At 61.4% G+C, this 18,841-nt stretch carries 20 protein-coding genes and 1 pseudogene; 12 read left to right on the top strand and 9 right to left on the bottom strand.

Going from position 1 to position 18,841, the window contains the following annotated elements:
- Positions 1 to 14 precede the first annotated feature (14 nt).
- Positions 15 to 2,057: a methyl-accepting chemotaxis protein gene (locus JCM12178_RS02875; RefSeq protein ID WP_054648594.1), complete on the top strand. Its 2,043-nt coding sequence runs from the start codon at positions 15 to 17 to the stop codon at positions 2,055 to 2,057.
- Here JCM12178_RS02875 and JCM12178_RS18125 read toward each other — a convergent pair.
- The 7 genes and pseudogenes from JCM12178_RS18125 to JCM12178_RS02850 form a co-directional block, all read right to left on the bottom strand.
- Positions 2,054 to 2,209 carry a hypothetical protein gene (locus JCM12178_RS18125; RefSeq protein WP_157054704.1) on the bottom strand — a complete coding sequence of 52 codons (156 nt, stop codon included), beginning with the start codon at positions 2,207 to 2,209 and terminating at the stop codon, positions 2,054 to 2,056. The two genes, JCM12178_RS02875 and JCM12178_RS18125, sit on opposite strands and share 4 nt — an antisense overlap.
- Positions 2,206 to 2,610, bottom strand: a complete 405-nt coding sequence (locus JCM12178_RS02870) for a hypothetical protein (protein ID WP_054648593.1) — start codon at positions 2,608 to 2,610, stop codon at positions 2,206 to 2,208. Before JCM12178_RS02870 ends, JCM12178_RS18125 begins: the two co-directional genes overlap by 4 nt.
- Positions 2,607 to 2,750: a diguanylate cyclase domain-containing protein gene (locus JCM12178_RS20190; RefSeq protein WP_172677061.1), complete on the bottom strand. Its 144-nt coding sequence runs from the start codon at positions 2,748 to 2,750 to the stop codon at positions 2,607 to 2,609. Before JCM12178_RS20190 ends, JCM12178_RS02870 begins: the two co-directional genes overlap by 4 nt.
- Entirely contained in the window at positions 2,735 to 4,939 is a 2,205-nt protein-coding gene (locus tag JCM12178_RS02865; protein ID WP_304611204.1) for a PAS domain S-box protein, read from the bottom strand. Before JCM12178_RS02865 ends, JCM12178_RS20190 begins: the two co-directional genes overlap by 16 nt.
- A 5-nt stretch (positions 4,940 to 4,944) precedes the next feature.
- Positions 4,945 to 5,199, bottom strand: coding sequence for a hypothetical protein (locus tag JCM12178_RS02860; protein WP_054648589.1), 255 nt, complete (start codon positions 5,197 to 5,199; stop codon positions 4,945 to 4,947).
- Positions 5,200 to 5,302: 103 nt separating this feature from the next.
- Positions 5,303 to 6,888: pseudogene (groL, locus tag JCM12178_RS02855) on the bottom strand (chaperonin GroEL).
- A 20-nt stretch (positions 6,889 to 6,908) separates the two neighbouring features.
- On the bottom strand, positions 6,909 to 7,172 hold the full coding sequence (locus tag JCM12178_RS02850; protein ID WP_054648587.1) for a co-chaperone GroES: 264 nt from the start codon (positions 7,170 to 7,172) through the stop codon (positions 6,909 to 6,911).
- 206 nt (positions 7,173 to 7,378) lie between these two features.
- Here JCM12178_RS02850 and JCM12178_RS02845 point away from each other — a divergent pair, with 206 nt between their 5' ends.
- Entirely contained in the window at positions 7,379 to 8,854 is a 1,476-nt protein-coding gene (locus tag JCM12178_RS02845) for an alpha,alpha-trehalose-phosphate synthase (UDP-forming) (RefSeq protein ID WP_054648585.1), read from the top strand.
- Positions 8,855 to 8,885: 31 nt separating this feature from the next.
- Positions 8,886 to 9,119 carry a hypothetical protein gene (locus tag JCM12178_RS02840; RefSeq protein ID WP_054648583.1) on the top strand — a complete coding sequence of 78 codons (234 nt, stop codon included), beginning with the start codon at positions 8,886 to 8,888 and terminating at the stop codon, positions 9,117 to 9,119.
- Here JCM12178_RS02840 and JCM12178_RS02835 read toward each other — a convergent pair whose 3' ends face one another.
- On the bottom strand, positions 9,120 to 9,974 hold the full coding sequence (locus tag JCM12178_RS02835; protein ID WP_245628579.1) for a glycosyltransferase family 9 protein: 855 nt from the start codon (positions 9,972 to 9,974) through the stop codon (positions 9,120 to 9,122).
- Positions 9,938 to 10,147, bottom strand: a complete 210-nt coding sequence (locus JCM12178_RS19220) for a hypothetical protein (protein WP_245628578.1) — start codon at positions 10,145 to 10,147, stop codon at positions 9,938 to 9,940. The genes JCM12178_RS02835 and JCM12178_RS19220 overlap by 37 nt, the downstream gene beginning before the upstream one ends.
- Positions 10,148 to 10,267: 120 nt before the next feature.
- Here JCM12178_RS19220 and JCM12178_RS02830 point away from each other — a divergent pair, with 120 nt between their 5' ends.
- From JCM12178_RS02830 to JCM12178_RS02790, 9 genes are all read left to right on the top strand, one after another.
- A complete protein-coding gene (locus JCM12178_RS02830; RefSeq protein ID WP_054648581.1) occupies positions 10,268 to 11,317 on the top strand; it encodes a hemolysin family protein in 1,050 nt (349 codons plus the stop codon).
- A gap of 27 nt (positions 11,318 to 11,344) precedes the next feature.
- Positions 11,345 to 11,770, top strand: a complete 426-nt coding sequence (locus tag JCM12178_RS02825) for a cytochrome c maturation protein CcmE (RefSeq protein ID WP_054648579.1) — start codon at positions 11,345 to 11,347, stop codon at positions 11,768 to 11,770.
- A gap of 106 nt (positions 11,771 to 11,876) precedes the next feature.
- Entirely contained in the window at positions 11,877 to 13,763 is a 1,887-nt protein-coding gene (locus tag JCM12178_RS02820) for a heme lyase CcmF/NrfE family subunit (protein ID WP_054648576.1), read from the top strand.
- Positions 13,764 to 13,766: 3 nt separating this feature from the next.
- Positions 13,767 to 14,429, top strand: coding sequence for an ABC transporter ATP-binding protein (locus JCM12178_RS02815; protein ID WP_054648574.1), 663 nt, complete (start codon positions 13,767 to 13,769; stop codon positions 14,427 to 14,429).
- Positions 14,423 to 15,100: a heme exporter protein CcmB gene (locus JCM12178_RS02810; RefSeq protein WP_054648572.1), complete on the top strand. Its 678-nt coding sequence runs from the start codon at positions 14,423 to 14,425 to the stop codon at positions 15,098 to 15,100. The genes JCM12178_RS02815 and JCM12178_RS02810 overlap by 7 nt, the downstream gene beginning before the upstream one ends.
- 16 nt (positions 15,101 to 15,116) lie before the next feature.
- Positions 15,117 to 15,782, top strand: a complete 666-nt coding sequence (ccsA, locus tag JCM12178_RS02805) for a cytochrome c biogenesis protein CcsA (RefSeq protein ID WP_054648570.1) — start codon at positions 15,117 to 15,119, stop codon at positions 15,780 to 15,782.
- Positions 15,783 to 15,801: 19 nt separating this feature from the next.
- Positions 15,802 to 16,545 carry a tetratricopeptide repeat protein gene (locus JCM12178_RS02800; RefSeq protein ID WP_054648568.1) on the top strand — a complete coding sequence of 248 codons (744 nt, stop codon included), beginning with the start codon at positions 15,802 to 15,804 and terminating at the stop codon, positions 16,543 to 16,545.
- A gap of 167 nt (positions 16,546 to 16,712) precedes the next feature.
- Positions 16,713 to 17,843, top strand: coding sequence for a branched-chain amino acid ABC transporter substrate-binding protein (locus tag JCM12178_RS02795; RefSeq protein ID WP_054648566.1), 1,131 nt, complete (start codon positions 16,713 to 16,715; stop codon positions 17,841 to 17,843).
- Between the two features lie 78 nt (positions 17,844 to 17,921).
- Complete coding sequence (locus JCM12178_RS02790) at positions 17,922 to 18,821, top strand: branched-chain amino acid ABC transporter permease (protein ID WP_054648564.1); 900 nt, start codon at positions 17,922 to 17,924, stop codon at positions 18,819 to 18,821.
- Positions 18,822 to 18,841 lie beyond the last annotated feature (20 nt).

Genomic DNA, 18,841 nt, shown 5'->3' with positions numbered 1-18,841 from the left:
TCTGGGAGGGAATCATGCGACTGCGGACACGAATGACTTTATTTCAGGTTTTTGCGGTGGGAATTACAGCGGCGTGTTTGTGCGCGGTTTTTCTTGTTGGAATCCGCACCTATGCGGATGAGGAAATGAGCGCATACCGGGCCGAAGCCATGGAAAAGGAAAAGAATAAGCTCAAGGAATTCGTGCAGATGGCTGCGGCAACAGTGCGCGATTACCATGAGCGCAGCGAGGATGTTGAGGCACTCAAGGAAAAGAAGTCCCAAGAGCTCAAGCAGGTTGTGGACGCCGTGTATACCCAGATCGCGGCCGTCTATGAACGCAGGGGGGCCTTCACGCCGAGGGCCGAACTGCTGGACGAAATCGGCCAACTGGTCACCAACGCCCGATACGACGGGGACAACTATCTCTGGCTGAACGATCTTGACGCGCGGATGGTCGCGCACCCCAGCGAGTCCCTGCTTGGAAAGGACCTGAGCGGCCTCACGGACAGTCTTGGAAACCGAATCATCATGGATATGGTGGACAAGGCCAAGGCTGAGGGCGAGGGCATGACCTCATACCTATGGGCCCGCCCCGGCGAGGAGGAGCCTACGCTCAAGATATCCTATTTCCGTCTGATCCCGGAGCTTGATCTGGTGCTTGGAACCGGTGCTTGGGTCGACGACATCACGCAGGAGATGAAGCAGGCCGCCGCCGCACAGGTGGGCGAGATGCGGCTGGAGAACGGCGACTATTTCTTCATTCTTGATGAAGCGGGCACCACGATCATGCACCCGGTGAATCCCGAGCTGGTGGGCAAGAGCCTTACCGAGATCAAGGATGCTGCCGGTAAGCTTTTCATGCGCGAGATGGTCGAGGAGACCAATGCGGATGGAAGCGCGTTCACGTCCTACGTGTGGCCGAAGCCTGGCGAGGAGGGGCAGTTCCCCAAGCTCAGTTTTTCCAGAAAGTTCGACCCATGGGGCTGGATAATCGGCATGGGCGTCTACGTGGATGAAATCGACAAGACCATCGCGGCCAAGGAAACGGCCCTGACCGCTTCGGTGCAGCGCATGATAGTGACGGTCCTCGCCGTAGGTCTCGGCATACTGTTGCTGGCATCCATCGCAGGCGTGTTCTTTGCCAAGCGTGTCACCGATACCATCGGCGGCGAGCCCGAGGAAATCGCCGGACTGGCCTCGCGGGTGAGCGAGGGCGACCTGACCGCCACGGCCGGGTCGAACACCCTGCTGGCGCGGGGCATCCGAAGAGCCATGATGGACATGGCGGAGAGCCTGCAGACCATAGTGGGCCAGATTCAGGACGCTACCAGCAACGTGGCCTCTGGCAGTGAGGAGCTTGCCGCTTCATCCGAGACGCTCTCGCAGGGCGTGACCGAGCAGGCTGCGTCCATTGAAGAGGTCTCCGCTTCCATTATTCAGATGGCCGGAAGCATCCGCGACAACGCGGAAAACGCCCAGCGTACGGATGAAATGGCCTCCAGTGCGGCTGAAGAGACCAGCAAGGGCGGGGAGGCGGTTCGTCGCAGCGTCGAGGTCATGCGTGAGATCGGCGAGAAGATTTCTTCCATTGAGGAAATCGCCCGGCAGACCAACCTCTTGGCCCTGAACGCGGCCATCGAGGCGGCCCGTGCCGGGGAGATGGGCAAGGGCTTCGCGGTGGTGGCGGCCGAAGTGCGCAAGCTGGCCGAGCGCAGCGGTGAGATCGCGGGCGAGGTGAGCGAGCTGTCCACCGCCAGTGTGGAAACTTCGGAAGAAGTGGCCGGGCTGTTCGAGCGCATCGTGCCGCAGATCGACAGGACCGCGGAGCTGGTCAGCCAGATATCCAAGGCCTGCGACGAGCAGAACTACGGGGTGCAGCAGGTGGAAACCGCCGTGTCGCAACTCGATACGGTCATCCAGCAGAACTCCGCATCTGCCGATGCCATGGCCACCACGGCGGAAGAGTTCTCGGCACAGGCACAGGAACTGCGTGCGGTGCTGAGTTTCTTCAGGACGGAAGAGGGGGCGCCCCGTGCCGTGTCAGGAGCTCTGCCCGCAGGTGACGGGCGCGGCTAGAAGCCGCGTCTGCGGATGAGTTCATTGCGTTTGAACTTCATGTTCTCAGTACGGCGGTCGTGCTGGTCCTGGGCGTTCCAGGCCTGCGCGACCGCTTCACATGCTGCGTCGAGACTGGTGCCGTTTCGCAGCGCGGCAGCCTGTTCGGTCATGACCTGACTGATGATCGACTGGAGCGGGTCGGGCGGGTAGCGTCCCAGTGAGACTGGGCGGCCTGTCTGTCACCGAGCTTGGCGCTGGCATAGCCCGCGTGCAGCCGCGCTTCGGACGGGAATTTCCCGGAGGTGATGACGGGATCGAGCCACACGAGGCCTGCTTCATGCCGTCCGCACCGTACGCAGGCAATGCCCGCCTTGAGACGGTCGCGAAAAAGGATTCGGCTTCCGGTGGCCTCGGCCTCTTCATAGAGGTCGGCCACGGTTTCGTAGCTTGCTGCTGCGCCTTCGTAGTCGCCGCTTCGCTCCTTGCGCCGCGCCTGCTCGAACTCGCGCTGGGCCCGGGCCGTGAGGGGCGTTTTCTTTTTCAGGAAATCGAAAACCTTCTTCAGGCTCATTCGGCCACCACCCGATTGCGACCCTGATGTTTGGCCGAGTAAAGGCGATCATCCGCGCGGGCAAGCGCCAGTTCAAGCGTGTCGCCCTTGCGGACCTCGGTTACGCCGATGCTGACGGTGATGTTTATGGTGGCATCCACACATCGATGGGTGTCTCCTGAATGGTAAGGCGGATGCGCTCGGCGACCTCCACAGCGGTTTTTGCCGGGGTTTCGGACAGGCAGAAGGCGAATTCCTCGCCGCCGTAACGGGCAAATACATCATTGGCGCGGATGGCGTTCTGGCAGATTATGGTGAGCTGCCGGAGCACTTCGTCGCCCGCTTGGTGGCCGTGTGTGTCGTTGACGTGCTTGAAATGGTCGATGTCGAGCATCATGAAGCTCGTGGGAGTGCCGTATCGCTCATGCCGCGCCAGCTCTTCTTCGGCCCGCTCCATGAACCGCATGCGGTTGTATGCGCCGGTGAGCGTGTCCGTGGTGGCCATGCGCCGAAGTTCAAGCTCGAGGTGTTTGCTTCGGTTGATGTCCTCAACGACCGCGATGGCGTATGGAACATCGCTTTCAGCGGATTCCAGCGGCGTGATCGTGAGGTTGCCCCATACCTGTTCGCCCTCCTTGTGCATGAAGCGAAATTCCTTGCTGAAGCCTTCTCCGCTGGTCCAGAGCCTGCCCATGAGCGCCGTGAAGACGTCAGCCATGTCCGGGGCGATGAGGTCGTGCGGCTTGCGGGCGATAAGCTCGGGCTCGTTGTAGCCGAGGAAGCGGCAAAGCCGGGGGTTCACGCGGGTGAAGCGGTTTTTTTCGTTGACCATGCCGATGCCGACGCCCGCGTGGTTGAAGATGGCCCGGAAGCGTTCCTCGCTGGCGCGCAGTACGTCCTCTGCATGTTTTCGCTGGGTGACGTCGCGGCCCACGCCCGCAATCCCGGCCAGTCGTCCGCCCCTCTCCGTTACCGGCACCCTGAGGGTTTCGAAATACTTCTTGCGGCCCGAGGGCTGTTCCTCCCGCTCTTCATTCACTGAAGTGCGAAGGCTTTTGAGCACCTCGTCGTCAAGTTGCTGCAGGGTGTTGCCCAAATCAGGACCGAAAAGGTCCTGCGCGGTTTTGCCTTCGATGGCTTCCGGCGTGAGGCCCAACGCGTCGGCGTAGGCTTGGTTGGTGCCCATGAACCGGCCCTTGGCGTCCTTGAAGAAAACTCTGTCCGGCAGGGCGTTGATGACCGTATGCAGCATGGCCCGCTGCCGGGTGGCCTCGTGTTCAAGCCGCCGCTTTTCGGAAATATCTTCGAAGAACCACACTGATCCCTGTGAAAGGTCGTCCGGATCAATGGCGCTGCCAACGAAACGGCACCAGAGGGAAGATCCTGATTTGGTCCTGAAAGCGAAAACCGCGTCAAAGGCTTCTCCGCGCGACAGGGCGGGGTAGGCCTGCCTGCCCAGTTCTTCGAAGTCTTCCATCGTCTGGTAGACAATGCTCGTCTCGGCGCCGTTCAGCTCTTCGCTGCTGTAGCCGGTCATGGTGCAGAGCTGGTCGTTGACCCACTCAAAGCGCCTGTCTCGGACAAAGGCGATGCCCACCATGCTGTTGTTGAGGATGAGGGACTGAAGCCTGTTGGTCTCGCGGAGCCTGTTTTCCATTTCCTTGCGGCTGGTGACGTCGCGAATGGTGCCGCTGTAATAGACGGGGTGCCCCTCTTCGTTGCGACGCAGCTTTATCTGCCCGTATATGTGCAGCACGCGGCCCTGTGATGGGACGATGCGCATCTCGTAGTCGTGGGATTCGCCTGAGGCCAGCGCCTCGTCACGTTTGTTGCGGTACTCTGCCAGGTCGTCGGGATGGATTTTGGCTTCGAAGTGTTCCGGCCCCGGTTCCACTTCTCCCGGTTCGTAACCGAGCAGGCGGTAGAATTCGTCGGACCACCAGAGTTCGTTGGTACTCAGGTCGCGCTCGAAGCTTCCGACGCTGGCTATGCGCTGCGCCTCCACCAGCCGGGCTTCGCTCTGCGAAAGCTCTTTGGTGCGCTTTTTGACGCGTTGTTCAAGCTCTTCCCCGGCTTTTCGCAGGTCTTCCTCGGCCTTTCTTCGCAGGGTATTCTCCCGGCCCAGACGGGCCAGCAGGTCCACGGAGGTTTTGAAGCTGGTCGCCAGCGCTTGCACGCGCTCACGCGAGATAATCGGAATGGTACTGACCGCGCGCTCGAAGTCGGCCCCGTCAAGCGGAGAGTCTTCATGCAACGTGGCAAGCTGCTGTCTGGTGGGCACGCCAACAAAGACTTGGCCGATGGAAAACACGCCTTGCAACTCTCCCTCCACCGAGACCGGGATGAGAATGTCTGTCAGGCCGCTCGGCAGGTGTGCAGGGTGTAGGGTGCTTCGGCCAGTTTTTGCAGCGTGCTTTCAAGGCGTTCCGAGCAGCTTCTGGGACAGGAGTCTCCGAAGGCCCGGTTGCAGACGGGCGTTCGGTGCAGCCCGTCGGCCACGTCCTTGATGCTGGAATGAAAGGAACACGGAACCCCGAACGCCTCCCGGAAAGAATCGGTAAGCGCCTCCACTATCTCGCTGGAGATGGATTCGTGCAAAAGTATCTTCATAGTACCGTTGTCGTGAGGCTAGCATACGCAGACGTTATGGGGAAAGCAAAAGAAAGGCCGGGCGATTGCCCGGCCTTTTGGTGTCGATTCTGTGAGGAAACCGCTATTCGGTTTCTGCGGGAGCTTCCGAGATGGAGCATTCGGTGGTCAGGAGCATTCCCGCGATGGAGGATGCCTTTTCCAGCGCGATGCGCACGACCTTGCGGGGGTCGATGACCCCTGCCTTGACGAGATCGCAGTATTCGCCGGTGTACGCGTTCAGGCCCTCGGCACCCTTGAGGCCCATGACGCGTTCGGCCACTACAGGGCCTTCGAGGCCGGAGTTGGCGGCAATCTGGCTGATGGGGGCCAGACACGCCTTGCGGATGATTTCAATGCCGCCCTGTTCGGCCTCGTCCACGGCCTTGACCTTGTCGAGGACCTTGACGGCCTTTGCCAGCGCGGTGCCTCCGCCGGGGAGGATGCCTTCCTCCACGGCCGCGCGGGTGGCGTGCAGCGCGTCTTCAACGCGGTCACGCTTTTCCTTCATTTCCACTTCGGTATTGGCGCCCACGCGGATGATGGCGATACCGCCCACCAGCTTGGCGAGGCGTTCCTGAAGCTTCTCGCGGTCGTAATCGGAAGAGGAGGCAGCGATCTGGCCTTCGATCTCGCGACAGCGCAGGTCGATCATTTCCTGCTTCCGCCGCCGTCCACGATGACGGTGTTGCCCTTTTCGACAGTGACCTTCTTGGCCGTGCCGAACTGGCTGATGGGGAAGTTCTCGAAGTCCACGCCGGTGTCGTCGGAGATGACCTGCCCGCCGGTGAGGATGGCGATGTCGCGGAGCATTTCCTTGCGACGGTCGCCGAAGCCCGGAGCGCGGATGGCGCAGACTTTCAGGTTGCCGCGCATGGCGTTGACGGCCAGAGCGGAGAGGGCTTCCTTCTCGTAGTCGTCGGCGATGATGAGCAGCGGGCGTTCGGTCTTCAGCACGCTCTCAAGCAGCCGGACAATCTGATTGAGGTTGGTGATCTTCTTCTCGGAGATGAGGATCAGCGGTTCCTCGAATTCGCAGGTCTGTTTTTCCTGATCGGTGACGAAGTACGGGGAGGACCAGCCCTTGTCGAACTGCATGCCTTCCACGATGTCCAGCTCGGTGGTGGTGGACTTGGACTCTTCGATGGTGATGACGCCTTCGTGGCCGATCTTGTCAACGGCTTTGGCGAGAATCTCGCCGACGGAGTGGTCGTTGTTGGCGGAGATGGTGGCGATCTGGGCGATCTCGTCGTTGCTCTTGATCTTCTTGGCCTTTTTGCCAAGCTCTTCGATCACGGCTTCCACGGCCTTGTCCATGCCGCGCTTGAGGCTCAGGGGATTGTGTCCGGCGGCGAGGAGCTTCACGCCTTCGCTGTAGACGGCCTGCGCCAGCACGGTGGCGGTGGTGGTGCCGTCACCGGCGATTTCGTTGGTCTGCGAGGCCACCTTCTTGACCATCTGCGCGCCCATGTCCTCAAGCTTGTCCTCGAGGTCGATCTTTTCGGCAACGGTAACGCCGTCCTTGGTGATCTGCGGTGCGCCCCAGGTCTTTTCGATGACCACGTTGCGGCCCTTGGGACCGAGCGTGACCTTCACGGCGTCAGCGAGTTGATCGACGCCGGACTTGAGTTTGAGACGGGCTTCTTCCTTGAAATCCAGGGATTTTGCCATTTTTCAGGGCTCCTTTTCCGCTACTTTTCGACGACGGCGATGATGTCGTCTTCACGCATGATGAGAACGTCTTCGCCTTCAGCATTGAACTCGGTGCCGGCATACTTGGCGAACAGAACGGTCTGTCCGGCTTCGATGGTCTTGCACTCGGGACCGGCCGCGACAACTTCGCCGCCCATGGGTTTTTCCTTGGCCGCGTCGGGGATGATGATGCCGCCGGAGGTCTTTTCCTCTTCGGGGAGACGCCTGATGATTACTCGGTCGTGCAGGGGTTTGAGAGCCATGGTTCTACTCCTTGTGAAAATGAATTTGCCCGAAAGGGGGCTTGCTTGTTCTTGGAAACCGGGCTGGAAGATAAGCCCCGCTCACTCAATGTCAATATGTGTGTCCGGAATTTTCTCACCGGATGGCACCCTTGCCTTCACCTGTCCGAAACGCTATTGGTGATATTGAGAAGAAAGAGTTTTTTTTAGAATGCCAAGGAGAAATAATGACGGACACCGGAATGAGACGACTTGTCGTCGTATCCAACAGACTCCCCGTGGCACTCAAGCAGATTGACGGCGAGTGGACTGTTCAGGGCGGCGCCGGAGGGCTTGTCACGGCCCTTGCGCCCGTCCTCAAGAATCGCGGCGGCCTCTGGATCGGCTGGGACGGCGCGTCGGGTGCGGGCGAGGATTCCCAGCGCCTGCTGGACGATTTTTCCGCCGACGCCGGGTACGACCTCAAGTCCGTGCCCCTGAGTGAAGAAGACGTACAGAAATACTACTTCGGCTTTTCCAACGAGATCATCTGGCCGCTGTTTCATGATCTCCAGACCCGCTGCCGGTTCGATCCGGAATACTGGCGGAGCTATCTGGACGTGAACTTCCGTTTCGCCGAGACCGTGGCACGCATGACCTCGTCCGACGACTTCATCTGGGTGCACGACTACCATCTCATGCACCAGGCCTTTTTCCTCAAGAGCATGGGCATCAAGCGCAGCACCGGCTTCTTTCTGCACATCCCGTTTCCGCCGCCGGACATTTTTCTCAAGCTGCCGTGGCGGCAGAAGCTCATTCTGGCCCTCACCGAGTTCGACCTCGTGGGTTTTCAGACTACGCAGGACCGGGACAACTTCATCAAATCTCTCAACATGCTCTCGCCGGGAGCCGAGGTGGAAGGCGAAGGCGCGGTCGTCTCCGTGCGGTTGCGCGGCAGGGAATTTCAGGCCGGAACGTTCCCCATCTCCATCGACTTCAACCAGTTCGCCGACATGGCCGGGGACCCGGAAGTGGCCCACAAAGCGTTCCAGATCCGCGAGGCCCTCAAGCACCGCAAGATCATCATCGGCGTTGACCGGCTGGACTACACCAAGGGTATCCCGGAGCGAATCCTCGCCATCCGAGAGCTTTTGCGGCACTACCCGGACCTGCGAGGCAAGATCAATTTCATTCAGATCGCCGTGCCCAGCCGCGAGGACGTGGACGAGTACCGGGACCTTCGAGACGAGATCGAACTGCTTGTGGGCCGGGTGAACGGGGAGTTCTCCATTCCCGGCTGGGTGCCGGTGCATTACCACTACCGTGGTCTTCCCCAGCGCGAGCTTGCCTCCTACTATGCGGCGGCGGACATTGCGTTGGTGACGCCCCTCCGGGACGGCATGAACCTTGTGGCCAAGGAATATTGCGCCTGCAACATGAAGGAGGCGGGGGTGCTCATCCTGAGCGAGTTCGCCGGTGCCGCCGCCCAGATGCAGGAGTGGGCCTATCTGGTGAACCCCTACGACTTCGAGGGCGTTGCCAAGGCCATCCACCGCGCCCTGCACTGGGACGTGGAGGAGCGGCGCGAATCCATGCACGAACTGCGTGAGCATGTCCGGGGCCATAACATCTACTGGTGGGTTGATTCATTCCTGCAGGCGGGAATATCAAAGAATCTTCAGGACTTCCCGGCAGTGGATACCGTGCGCTTCGAAGAGAACTGATTTTGCCGCGCCTTTGTGGCACAGTGTGCCCATGCTGACCCTCAAATGCGCCGCCTGCCGCGGCAAGCTCTGGAAATACTACAAGATAGGACAGGGCGAGCTGTTGCGCTGCCACAAGGATCGCATCCGAAAGGTGTGGAACCTTGTGGAGCGTGACGGCAAGGTCCATTGTGCCTGCGGCAACGCCGTGGGCATTGACAAGGGTACCTTCTACAAGATGAACAAGGGTGCTTTTACGTACAAGGGAACCAAGACCAATACGTGATCAGTCGCGCTCCGGAGCAAGCACCGTATCCACGGCCTTGACCACTTCATACGGGGTGATGGAGGCGAGACATTCCAGCCCGCGCGAGCAGCTTCGTTTGCCGTGCAGCGAGCAGGGTCGGCAGGGCAGTTCCCGCTCCAGAACGATGTCCTTCGCGCCAGCCGGATAGAATCCCCATGCCGGAGCAGTGGGGCCGAAGAGGGCAACGACAGGCGTTCCCACGGCAGAAGCAAGGTGCATGGGACCGGAGTCGTTGGTGATGAGCACGTCGGCGCGTTCCAGCACCGCGCAGGTCTGGCGAAGCCCGGTGCGGTTGGTCAGGTCGCGTTCGTGGTCGGTAAAAAGCGGCACGTCGTCGCGGCCGACGCAAACCCAGTCGTACCCGGCCTGCGTGAGCTGGTTGGTGAGTTCGTCCCAGTGTTCGGCGGGCCACTGCTTGGAGGGATGCGTGGCGTATGGGTGCAGCGCCACGAGTGGGGCGCGACCCTGCAATCCCTTGAGCGCGCCGAGCGCGCCGTAGCGGTCGCTGTCGTCAAGAAAGATGCGCGGCAGAACCTGCTGCCTCTCCGGGGGGGCGGCGTCCAGCGCCATGGCATAGCGTTGCGGTACGTTGGTGCGCTCCAGCCTTTTTGAAAACATTGACCAGCCGGTGCGGTCGTAGAATCGGCGCAGCATGCCTTTTTTGGGGTAGCGATAGACCCTGGTGTGCCAGCACTGACCAAGAATCCGGGCCCGGAGTACGCCGTGCAGGTCGATGAGCGGCATGTCCGAGTAGGTGCGGGCCAGCGCGTTGCATTCGCGGATCCACTGGGCGGCGCTCATGCCGGAAGGCTCCACGTCCACGATGTCTGCCACGGCCGGGTGGCCTTCGAGCACCGGGCGTTGCCGGGGCGGGTGACGAACACGAATGACAGGCCGTGGCTGCGCCGCCACCATTCGAGGACGCCGGTGGCGAGCACCACGTCTCCGAGATGGCCGAGCCGGAACACGACCGCCTTGTCACCGTTCATCACGCGTTTGGAACCCATTTCCGCAGTGTGCCGGAATCCCTTGCATTGTCAAGATGTGAGGCGGTTGCAGGGCAAACACGCATTTGTTACTATTTGCGCCGTTACGGCTTGCGGCCGGATTTTTTGCAAGGAACCGACATGCTCGAACTGATAATTGCCGTCGGAGTGGCGCTGGTGGTGTCCACCTACTGCTCCGTGGCCGAGGCTGCCCTGTACTCCCTTTCGCCGAGCACCATAGAAAAGCTCAAGAGGGAAAAACGCCGGGGCGCGAGGGCGCTGGAAAAGCTGCGTCTCAACGTGGAGGAGCCGATCACGGCCATCCTCACGCTCAACACCATAGCCCACACCGCAGGGGCGGCCGTGGCTGGCTGGGCGTGGGCCGAGCTTTATGGCGAGGACACGCTCTGGCTTTTCACTGTTGCCTTTACCTTTTTCATACTTATAATATCTGAAATACTGCCCAAGACCATCGGGGTGGACTACAACGAGACCATTGCGCCGTTGTTGGCCCGCCCGCTGCAAGGGCTGATTTGGGTGCTCAAGCCCGCCATCTGGTTCTGTGGAGCCATGGCGCGGCTGGTTCGCCGCCGTGACGGCGGGCCGGGGCACACGGAAGACGACATCAGGGCCATCGTGAGCCTGACCCGCCGCTCCGGGACCATCAAGGCGTACGAGGAAGTCTCCATCCGAAACATCCTCTCGCTTGATACCAAGACGGTGGAGCAGATCATGACGCCCCGGACCGTGGTATTCTCGCTGCCCGCCGACATGACCGTGGCGGAGGCGAGGGAGTCGCAGGCCTCGTGGCCGCACAGCAGGATTCCGGTCTACGGCGACGACCCCGAGGACATCGTGGGCGTCGTGTACCGCAGGCAGGTCTTCGAGGCGCTTGCCAACAATCAGGACGAGCGCACCATGCAGGACCTGATGCGGCCGGTGCGATTCGTGCTGGAGACGCTGACGCTGGACAAGCTGCTGGTGCAGTTCCTCGGCAGCAGGGTGCACCTCTACATCGTGCTCGACGAGTACGGCGGGGTGGCCGGAGTGGTCACGTTGGAGGATGTCCTTGAGGAAATCCTCGGCAGCGAGATCGTGGACGAGACCGATCAGGTCGTTGACATGCGCGAACTTGCGCGGAAGCGCCGGGACGAGCTGACCCGCTCCCGGAGCGAGTGCGAAACCGATTAACAAACGATCATATACGAGAAAAAATCAATGGCGAAAAAGAATTCCAAGGCCGTGTATCTCGCGGCGGTGCTCCTTTTCCTCGGCGGGTTCGGATACCTCATCTATTCCGGCCTGAGCGAGGATTCCGTCTATTTTCTGAACGTCAACGAGGCGCTGGCCGCAGAAGAGGGCGTGTTGCAGCAGGCCCGGCTGTTCGGCAAGGTGGCCATGGACAACGTCGACCCCAACGGCGGCGTGGGCGTGGCCTTCGACCTCGTGGACAAGATGAAGCCCGGACAGGCCATCCGCGTGGACTACAAGGGCTCCGTTCCCGACACCTTCAAGCCGGGCGTTGAGGTCATCGTGGAAGGCCGCATGGACCCGTCCGCCAAGGTGTTCAAGGCCAAGACGCTCGTGACCAAGTGTCCCTCCAAGTACAAGGAGCAGAGCGAAGAAATGGAAGAAAAAGCCTGATTCAAGCGTGAAATATCTTTCACATGCTTGCCAAAACCCCGCCGAAAGCCTACAAGCGGCCACCTTTTTATCCCTGACCCGCACTTTTGTGCGTTAAGGAGTTTGCATGCACCTGACTGCCTACGCCGTTCTGCTCGCCGGACTGCTTCTCTCCCTGTTCTCTGCCGCATGGGCCGCCCGTAGCGCATGGCAGGACTCGGGCGAGGGGCTTCGCCCCGTCGAGCTCGGCAGCTACGGAGCCGCCGGCTGCGTGATTGCCTCGTCCGTCATCCTGCTCGCCGCGCTCATGACGCGGGACTACTCCTTCCAGTACGTTTACGAGAACGTGGATGAGACCCTGAGCTTCATGTACACCATCACCGGCTTCTGGGGCGGACGGGCCGGATCGCTGCTTTTCTGGGAACTCATCATTACCGTGAGCGGCGTGCTGTTCTCCCTCTCCCCGCGCTACAGGGCGCTGGGAGACCGCACCAAACTGTACTTCTGGGTTTTCTTCCTGATGTTTCAGGCGTTCTTCCTGCTCCTGCTCACCTGCTGGAGCAACCCGTTCATCAAGCTCACCCCCACGCCGCTGGACGGCCGCGGCCTCAACCCGCTGCTTCGCAACCCGGGCATGATCTTCCATCCGCCGCTTCTGTTCCTCGGATTCGCCGGATACACGGTCCCGGCCTGCGCCGCGCTGGCCGCCTACATCGCCGGCGAGCCCAAGAGCTGGGTCAAGCTGACCCGCAACTGGTCCATCCTCGCGTGGGTCTTCCTCACCGCAGGCATCGTGCTCGGCGGCTGGTGGTCCTACATGGAACTCGGCTGGGGCGGCTACTGGGCCTGGGACCCGGTGGAGAACGCATCCCTTATTCCGTGGTTTGCGGGAACGGCCTTCCTGCACACCGCAGTCATCGAGGCCCGCCGGGGCGCGCTGCAGCGCACCAACGTGGTGCTCATCTCCATGACGCTGCTCCTGTGCGTGTTCAGCACCTACCTCACCCGAAGCGGTGTCATTGAGTCTCTGCACACCTTCGGCAAGAGCGCCGTTGCCCTGCCGCTGGTCATCGGGATGGTCGCACAGGCCGTGTTGACCGTCATGGTGGTGCTCTTCGGCGAGAAGCACGTGACCCGCTCCCTGAGCGACCTCAACAGCCGTCAGGGGTTGCTGGTCGCCTGCGCGTGGTTCCTGCTGGCCCTTGGCCTCGTCGTGACCCTCGGCACCATGTGGCCGGTCATCAGCCAGCTTTGGAGCACCCAGTCCGTTGGTCTCGGGCCCGACTTCTACAACCGCGTGACCCTGCCGTTCTTGAGCCTGCTGGTGCTCATGTTCGCCGTATGCCCGTGGCTCGGCTGGAAGAGCGGTATCCGCGACATGCGCGGCTTCGTGGCCGTCATCGTCATCTTCGTGCTTTCTGCGGGAGCCTTCTGGTTCATGGGCTACCACAAGCCGCTGGCGGTCTTCTCGGCCGCGTCGGCGGTGGCGGCCATCGCCACGGTGGTCCTGCTCTTCCTCCTTTCAAGCGCCACGCGAAAAAACTTCACCGCATGGGGTCAGTACGGCATCCACCTCGGTGTGGCCATGTTGGCGCTCGGCATCGCGTTCTCCGGTCCCTACAAGGTCGAGACCGAGGCCGTGCTCGGGAAGGGCGAGACTGTTCGTCTCGGCGGATTCGATTTCACCTACATCGACCACGTGCAGGACGAGACCAAGGAGTTCTCCGCACGACTGACCGCCCGGCTTGCCGTCAAGAAGGACGGCGAACCTCTGGCCGTGATGCACCCGGAAAAGCGTATTTACCGTAGTTATCCGGGCCAGCAGTTCGCGGAGGTTTCGGTGGTTCCCTCGCTCGGCGACGAGCTGTATGCCACGGTTCTCGGCATTACCGAGGACGGGAAGGTCAGCTTCCAGATCAGCGTCAACCCGCTGGTGAACTGGGTCTGGATCGGCGGCACGGTCATGTGCGTCATGGGTCTGGCCCTGTTCCGGCGCGGCCGGGGGGGCGTGTAGCGCATGAGCGGCGAACCGGTCCTCACCGTCAGCAAGGCGGCCAAGTTCTTTGGTCGCAAGCTGGTCTTCAAGAACGTGTCCTGCGAGGTGGCGCGCGGCGAGATATTGTTGCTCGCCGGACGCAACGGCGCGGGAAAGAGCACGCTCATGAAGATCATGGCGGGGCTGGGCCGTCCGTCCGCAGGCACCGTGACCCTCGGCGTGGAACCGGAAAAGACCGCCTATCTCGGGCACGCGACGTTCATCTATCCGGGCCTGACCGCCACGGCCAACCTGCGCTTCTGGGCTGGCATGTACGGACTGGACATCACTGACGAGGACCTTGCCGCAGTGCTGGAGCGCGTGGGCCTGACCCGCGCCGCAGAAGAAAAGGCGGGCGGTTTCTCGCGGGGAATGGCGCAGCGCCTGAACCTTGCGCGGGTCTTTCTCGTCAATCCGGACCTCGTCTTTCTCGACGAGCCGGGCACCGGGCTGGATTCGCGGTCCATGGCCATGATGCGAAACGAGATCGTGAGCTTCAGGGACCGGGGCACCGCCGTGGTCTGGATCAGTCACCACGTTCACGAGGACAGCATCCTTGCCGACACCGTGCTGGCCATCGGCAACCGCAAGGTCGAATACTACGGCCCGGCATCGGGCTATGAACCGGAGGCGCCGTCATGCTGAAGCGCGCCGCACTGATCGCAGCCAAGGACCTCAGGCTCGCCGTGGGCGGCGGGCAGGGACCGGTGCAGGCCGTGCTGCTTGGCCTGATCCTCATTTTTCTCTTCAGCCTGTCCAAGCCGCTGGGCGGCACGATCTCGGCGCAGGCGGCCGGGGCCATCTTCTGGCTGGCGTCAGCGTTCTGCCTCGTGCTGGTTTTCAACGACCTCTTCAGCATTGAGGAGGCCGAGGGCGCACGGTTCGGCATCCTTTCCTCGCCCGCGCAGACGCATTCCGTCTGGATAGGAAAGGGCGCTGCGGGATTCTGCCTGCTGGTGGTCTCGCAACTGGTGTTCTTTCCGGCGGTGGTGGCTTTTCTCGGCCAGAGCGTGAACGGCCCGTCGTGGCTCTTTTTCGTTTCACTCTTCGGGGGCGACATAGGCCTGTGCGTGCTCGGTGCGCTGCTCGGCGCGCTCTCTCAGGGGCAGACCGCACGGGAGTCGCTGCTCTCGGTCATCGTTTTCCCGCTGCTGCTGCCGGTGTTGCTGGCCGGAATCACGCTCTTTGCCGCCGCATTTTCGGGCGAGGGTGTTGACGCGGCCATGGACTGGGTGGGGCTGATTTTCGCGTTCGATGCGCTGTTTGCCGGGGCCGGGCTGTTCCTGTTCCCGTTCGTGTACGGTGCGGAAGACTAATACTGGAGTAGGTTTGATGAACAGAACCGCGCTTTTCGCGCTCGCAGCCGGAATCCTGTTGCTGGCACATCAGGTGATGATCTGGTTTTACGCGCCCTATGCCCAGTCCGGGCCGGTTCAGAAAATTTTCTACATGCACCTGCCGTGCTCCTGGTGGGCGCTGGTCAGCTTCCTGACCGTGGCGCTGGCCGGGCTTGGGTATCTCATCACCCGCAAGGACTCCTTTGACCGCGTGGCCGGAGCCGCCGCCGAGATCGGCGTGCTGTTTTGCACCCTGTCGCTGGCCACCGGCTCGGTTTGGGCCCGTGCGGAGTGGGGTCACTGGTGGGTCTGGGACCCGAAACTGACCACGGCCCTCATCATGTGGTACGTGTATGCGGGCTATCTCGTGCTGCGGGCATCACCCGTGGGCGGGGAGCGCAAGGCGCTCATCTGCGCGGTGCTCGGCATCGTGGCCTTTCTCGACGTGCCGCTGGTGTTCTTTGCCGCAAAGCTCTGGGGCAGCGCCCATCCCGACGGACTGGCCCGGCAGGGCGGCGGCATGGCCCCGAAGATGTGGCACACCGTGTTTGCCGGACTGGCAGCCTTCGGCTTCCTCTGGCTGAGCATGATGAGTGTGCGTATACGACAGCTTGCCCTGCGGGCGCGCCTCGACGCGCTGCTCGTCTGGGATGACGAATAGCAACCGACAAGGAGGACCCATGTCCGCCGAACAGTATCTTTTCATTGCCAACGCGCTGGTCTGGGTCGCGTTGCCGGGTACATCGCGTTTCTCGGCAGCCGGACCCTCGGCCTTTCCCGCCGTGTGCAGCAACTCGAACTTCTTGGAGACGGCGATGACGAATAATAGCGCCCTCGGCAGAAAGACCGTTCTGGCGGTCAGCATCATCATGCTTGTGGGTATTTTTGCGGCCTCCGTGGGCTACCGCATGACCAATCCCGGTCTGGAAAAACACGTGAAGCAGGAAGGCCACGGCGGTGGCGGTGGCGGTGGCATGCCGCCCGCCATGGGCGGCGAGGGCATGCCGGGCGGCATGGCCGGACTGAAGGACAAGATGGCCCTTCTGGAGAAGGACCCCGAGAATTTCGAGGCCCTGCGCGAGCTGGGCAACGCCTTCATGATGATGCGCGCATGGGAGCGCGCCGCGCCGTTTCTTGAGCGCGCCAGCAAGGTGCGTCCCGAAGACCCGGAAATCCGCATGAGCCTCGGCATCGTGCGCTTCCAGCAGAAGGACTATCCCGCAGCCGCCGCCATCTATGAAAACCTCCTTGAGGAAGCCCCCGAGGATCCGTTGGTGAACTATAACCTCGGCATCCTCTACACGCACTTCCTGAACAAGCCGGAGGCTGCGGTGCAACGGTTTGAAAAGGTGATCGAAAATGCCGGGGATGACAAGGAGATGCTCGAGCGCGCCAGAGAGGAGATGAAGCACCTCGACCATTAGCCCTACGGGCGGGTTCTTGTTGACAATATGGGGAAAGTCAATAGAATCTGAAACTTCGCATAATGCGGTACTCCGGGGTGTCCCGGAAAGCCGTTTCGCAATAATGGGATGGTTTCGCGGCCTATCTCATAATGTGTTGCAACCCCATACCTTCAGGAGAGGAACTGATGAGAGGAAACTGGAAACTTCTCGCGCTTGTGCTCGCGGTTGTGGCCCTGTTCGCCGCCGGTTGTGGCGAAGGGAAGAAAGATGAGGCCAAAAAACTGGTGCTCGGCGTAGCCGGTGCGCACAGTGGAGACCTGGCATCCTACGGCCTGCCCACCGTCAACGCGGCCAAACTTGTTGCTGCCGACATCAACGCCAAGGGCGGAGTGCTCGGCATGCAGGTGGAAGTCCTTTCGCAGGACGACCAGTGCAAACCTGAAATGGCCACCAACGCGGCCACCAAGCTTCTGTCCGAAGACGTGAAGATCGTCCTCGGCCATATCTGCTCCGGCGCCACCAAGGCCGCCCTCGAAATTTACAAGGATGGTAACATCGTCTGCATGTCGCCGTCCGCCACAAACCCGCCGCTGACCCAAAGCGGCGACTACCCCAACTTCTTCCGCACCATCGCCTCCGACGACGCGCAGGCGCAGCTTGAAGTGGACTTTGCCAAGAATCTTGGTCTCAAGAACATCGCCGTCATTCACGACAAGGGTGACTACGGCAAGGGCTTCGCCTCCTTCTGCAAGCAGTTCATCGAAGAGGACGGCGGCATGTCCGTTGCCCTTTTTGAAGGCGTCACCCCCGGTGCCGTGGACTACTCCGCAGTGGTGCAGAAGATCAAGAACTCCGGCGCTGACGGCGTCATCTTCGGCGGCTATCATCCTGAAGCCTCCAAGATCGTCACTGCCATGCGCAAGAAGAACATCGACATTCCTTTCCTTTCCGACGACGGCGTGAAGGATGACACCTTCATCAAGGTCGCCGGCGAGTATGCTGAAGGCGTTTACGCCACCGGCCCCCGCGACATCTCCGGCAACCCGCTCTACGCCGTTGCCGAAGAAGCTCACAAGAAAGAGTTCGGAACTGATCCGGGCGCGTTCTACTATCAGGCCTACGCTGCCGCACAGGCCCTGCTCAACGCCGTTGAGAAGGCTGGTGGCACTGACTACGATAAGGTCGTGAACGCCCTGCGCACCGAGTACGTGGAAACCCCGCTCGGCAAGATCAAGTTCGACGGACGCGGCGACGCGGAAGGCGTCGGCTTCTCCGTGTACCAGGTCAAGAACGGCCAGTACGTGGAAGTCGAGTAATCACAGCAGCATAACGTATCCAACAGGGGGCAGGCCCGAGCCTGCCCCCTGATTGCGTAGAATACGGAAAGGAAACCGATGGAATATTTCCTTGAGATTCTCTTCGGCGGGCTGACGCGCGGCAGCATCTATGCGCTGATCGCGCTGGGCTACACGATGGTCTACGGCATCATCGAGCTCATCAACTTTGCCCACGGCGAGATTTACATGATTGGTGCGTTCACCGGCCTTATCATCGCCGGTGTGCTCGGCGCGGCAGGGTTTCCCGCGGCCGCCATCTTCGTTCTGGCAATCCTTGGCGCGGTGCTCTATTCGGCCGCGTACGGGTATACCATCGAGAAGATCGCCTACAAGCCCCTTCGTGGCGCGCAGCGGCTCTCTCCGCTCATCTCCGCGATCGGCATGTCGATCTTCCTGCAGAACTACGTGATGCTGGCCCAGACCTCCGACTTTCTGCCGTTCCCCAGCCTCATACCCGAATTCAAGGTGCCCTGGATAGGACACATCATCAGCAGTTCGGAACTCATCATCGTGGTTGTCACGATCCTTGTCTGCATCGGGCTGACCCTGTTCATCAAGTTCACGCGGCTGGGCAAGGCCATGCGCGCCACGGCCCAGAACCGCAAGATGGCGATGCTCGTGGGCATCAACGTCAACACGGTCATCTCGGCCACGTTCGTTGTCGGCTCGAGCCTTGCGGCCGTGGGCGGCGTGCTTATCGCCTCGCACATCGGTCAGATCAACTACTACATCGGCTTCATCGCGGGCATCAAGGCGTTCACCGCCGCAGTGCTCGGCGGCATCGGCAGCGTTCCCGGAGCCATGCTCGGCGCGCTCATTCTCGGCCAGACCGAGGCCTTTGCCACGGGATACGTCTCCTCGGACTACGAGGACGTGTTCGCCTTTGCCCTTCTGGTGCTCATCCTGATCTTCAGGCCCGCCGGAATCATGGGCAAGGAGCCGGTGCAGAAAGTGTAACCAATCGGTCCCGCATTCGG

Source organism: Salidesulfovibrio brasiliensis JCM 12178 (assembly GCF_001311825.1).
GTDB lineage: Bacteria > Desulfobacterota > Desulfovibrionia > Desulfovibrionales > Desulfovibrionaceae > Pseudodesulfovibrio > Pseudodesulfovibrio brasiliensis.
Note: the sequence above shows the minus strand (reverse complement) of the source record. Positions and strands in the feature narration are given on the sequence as shown.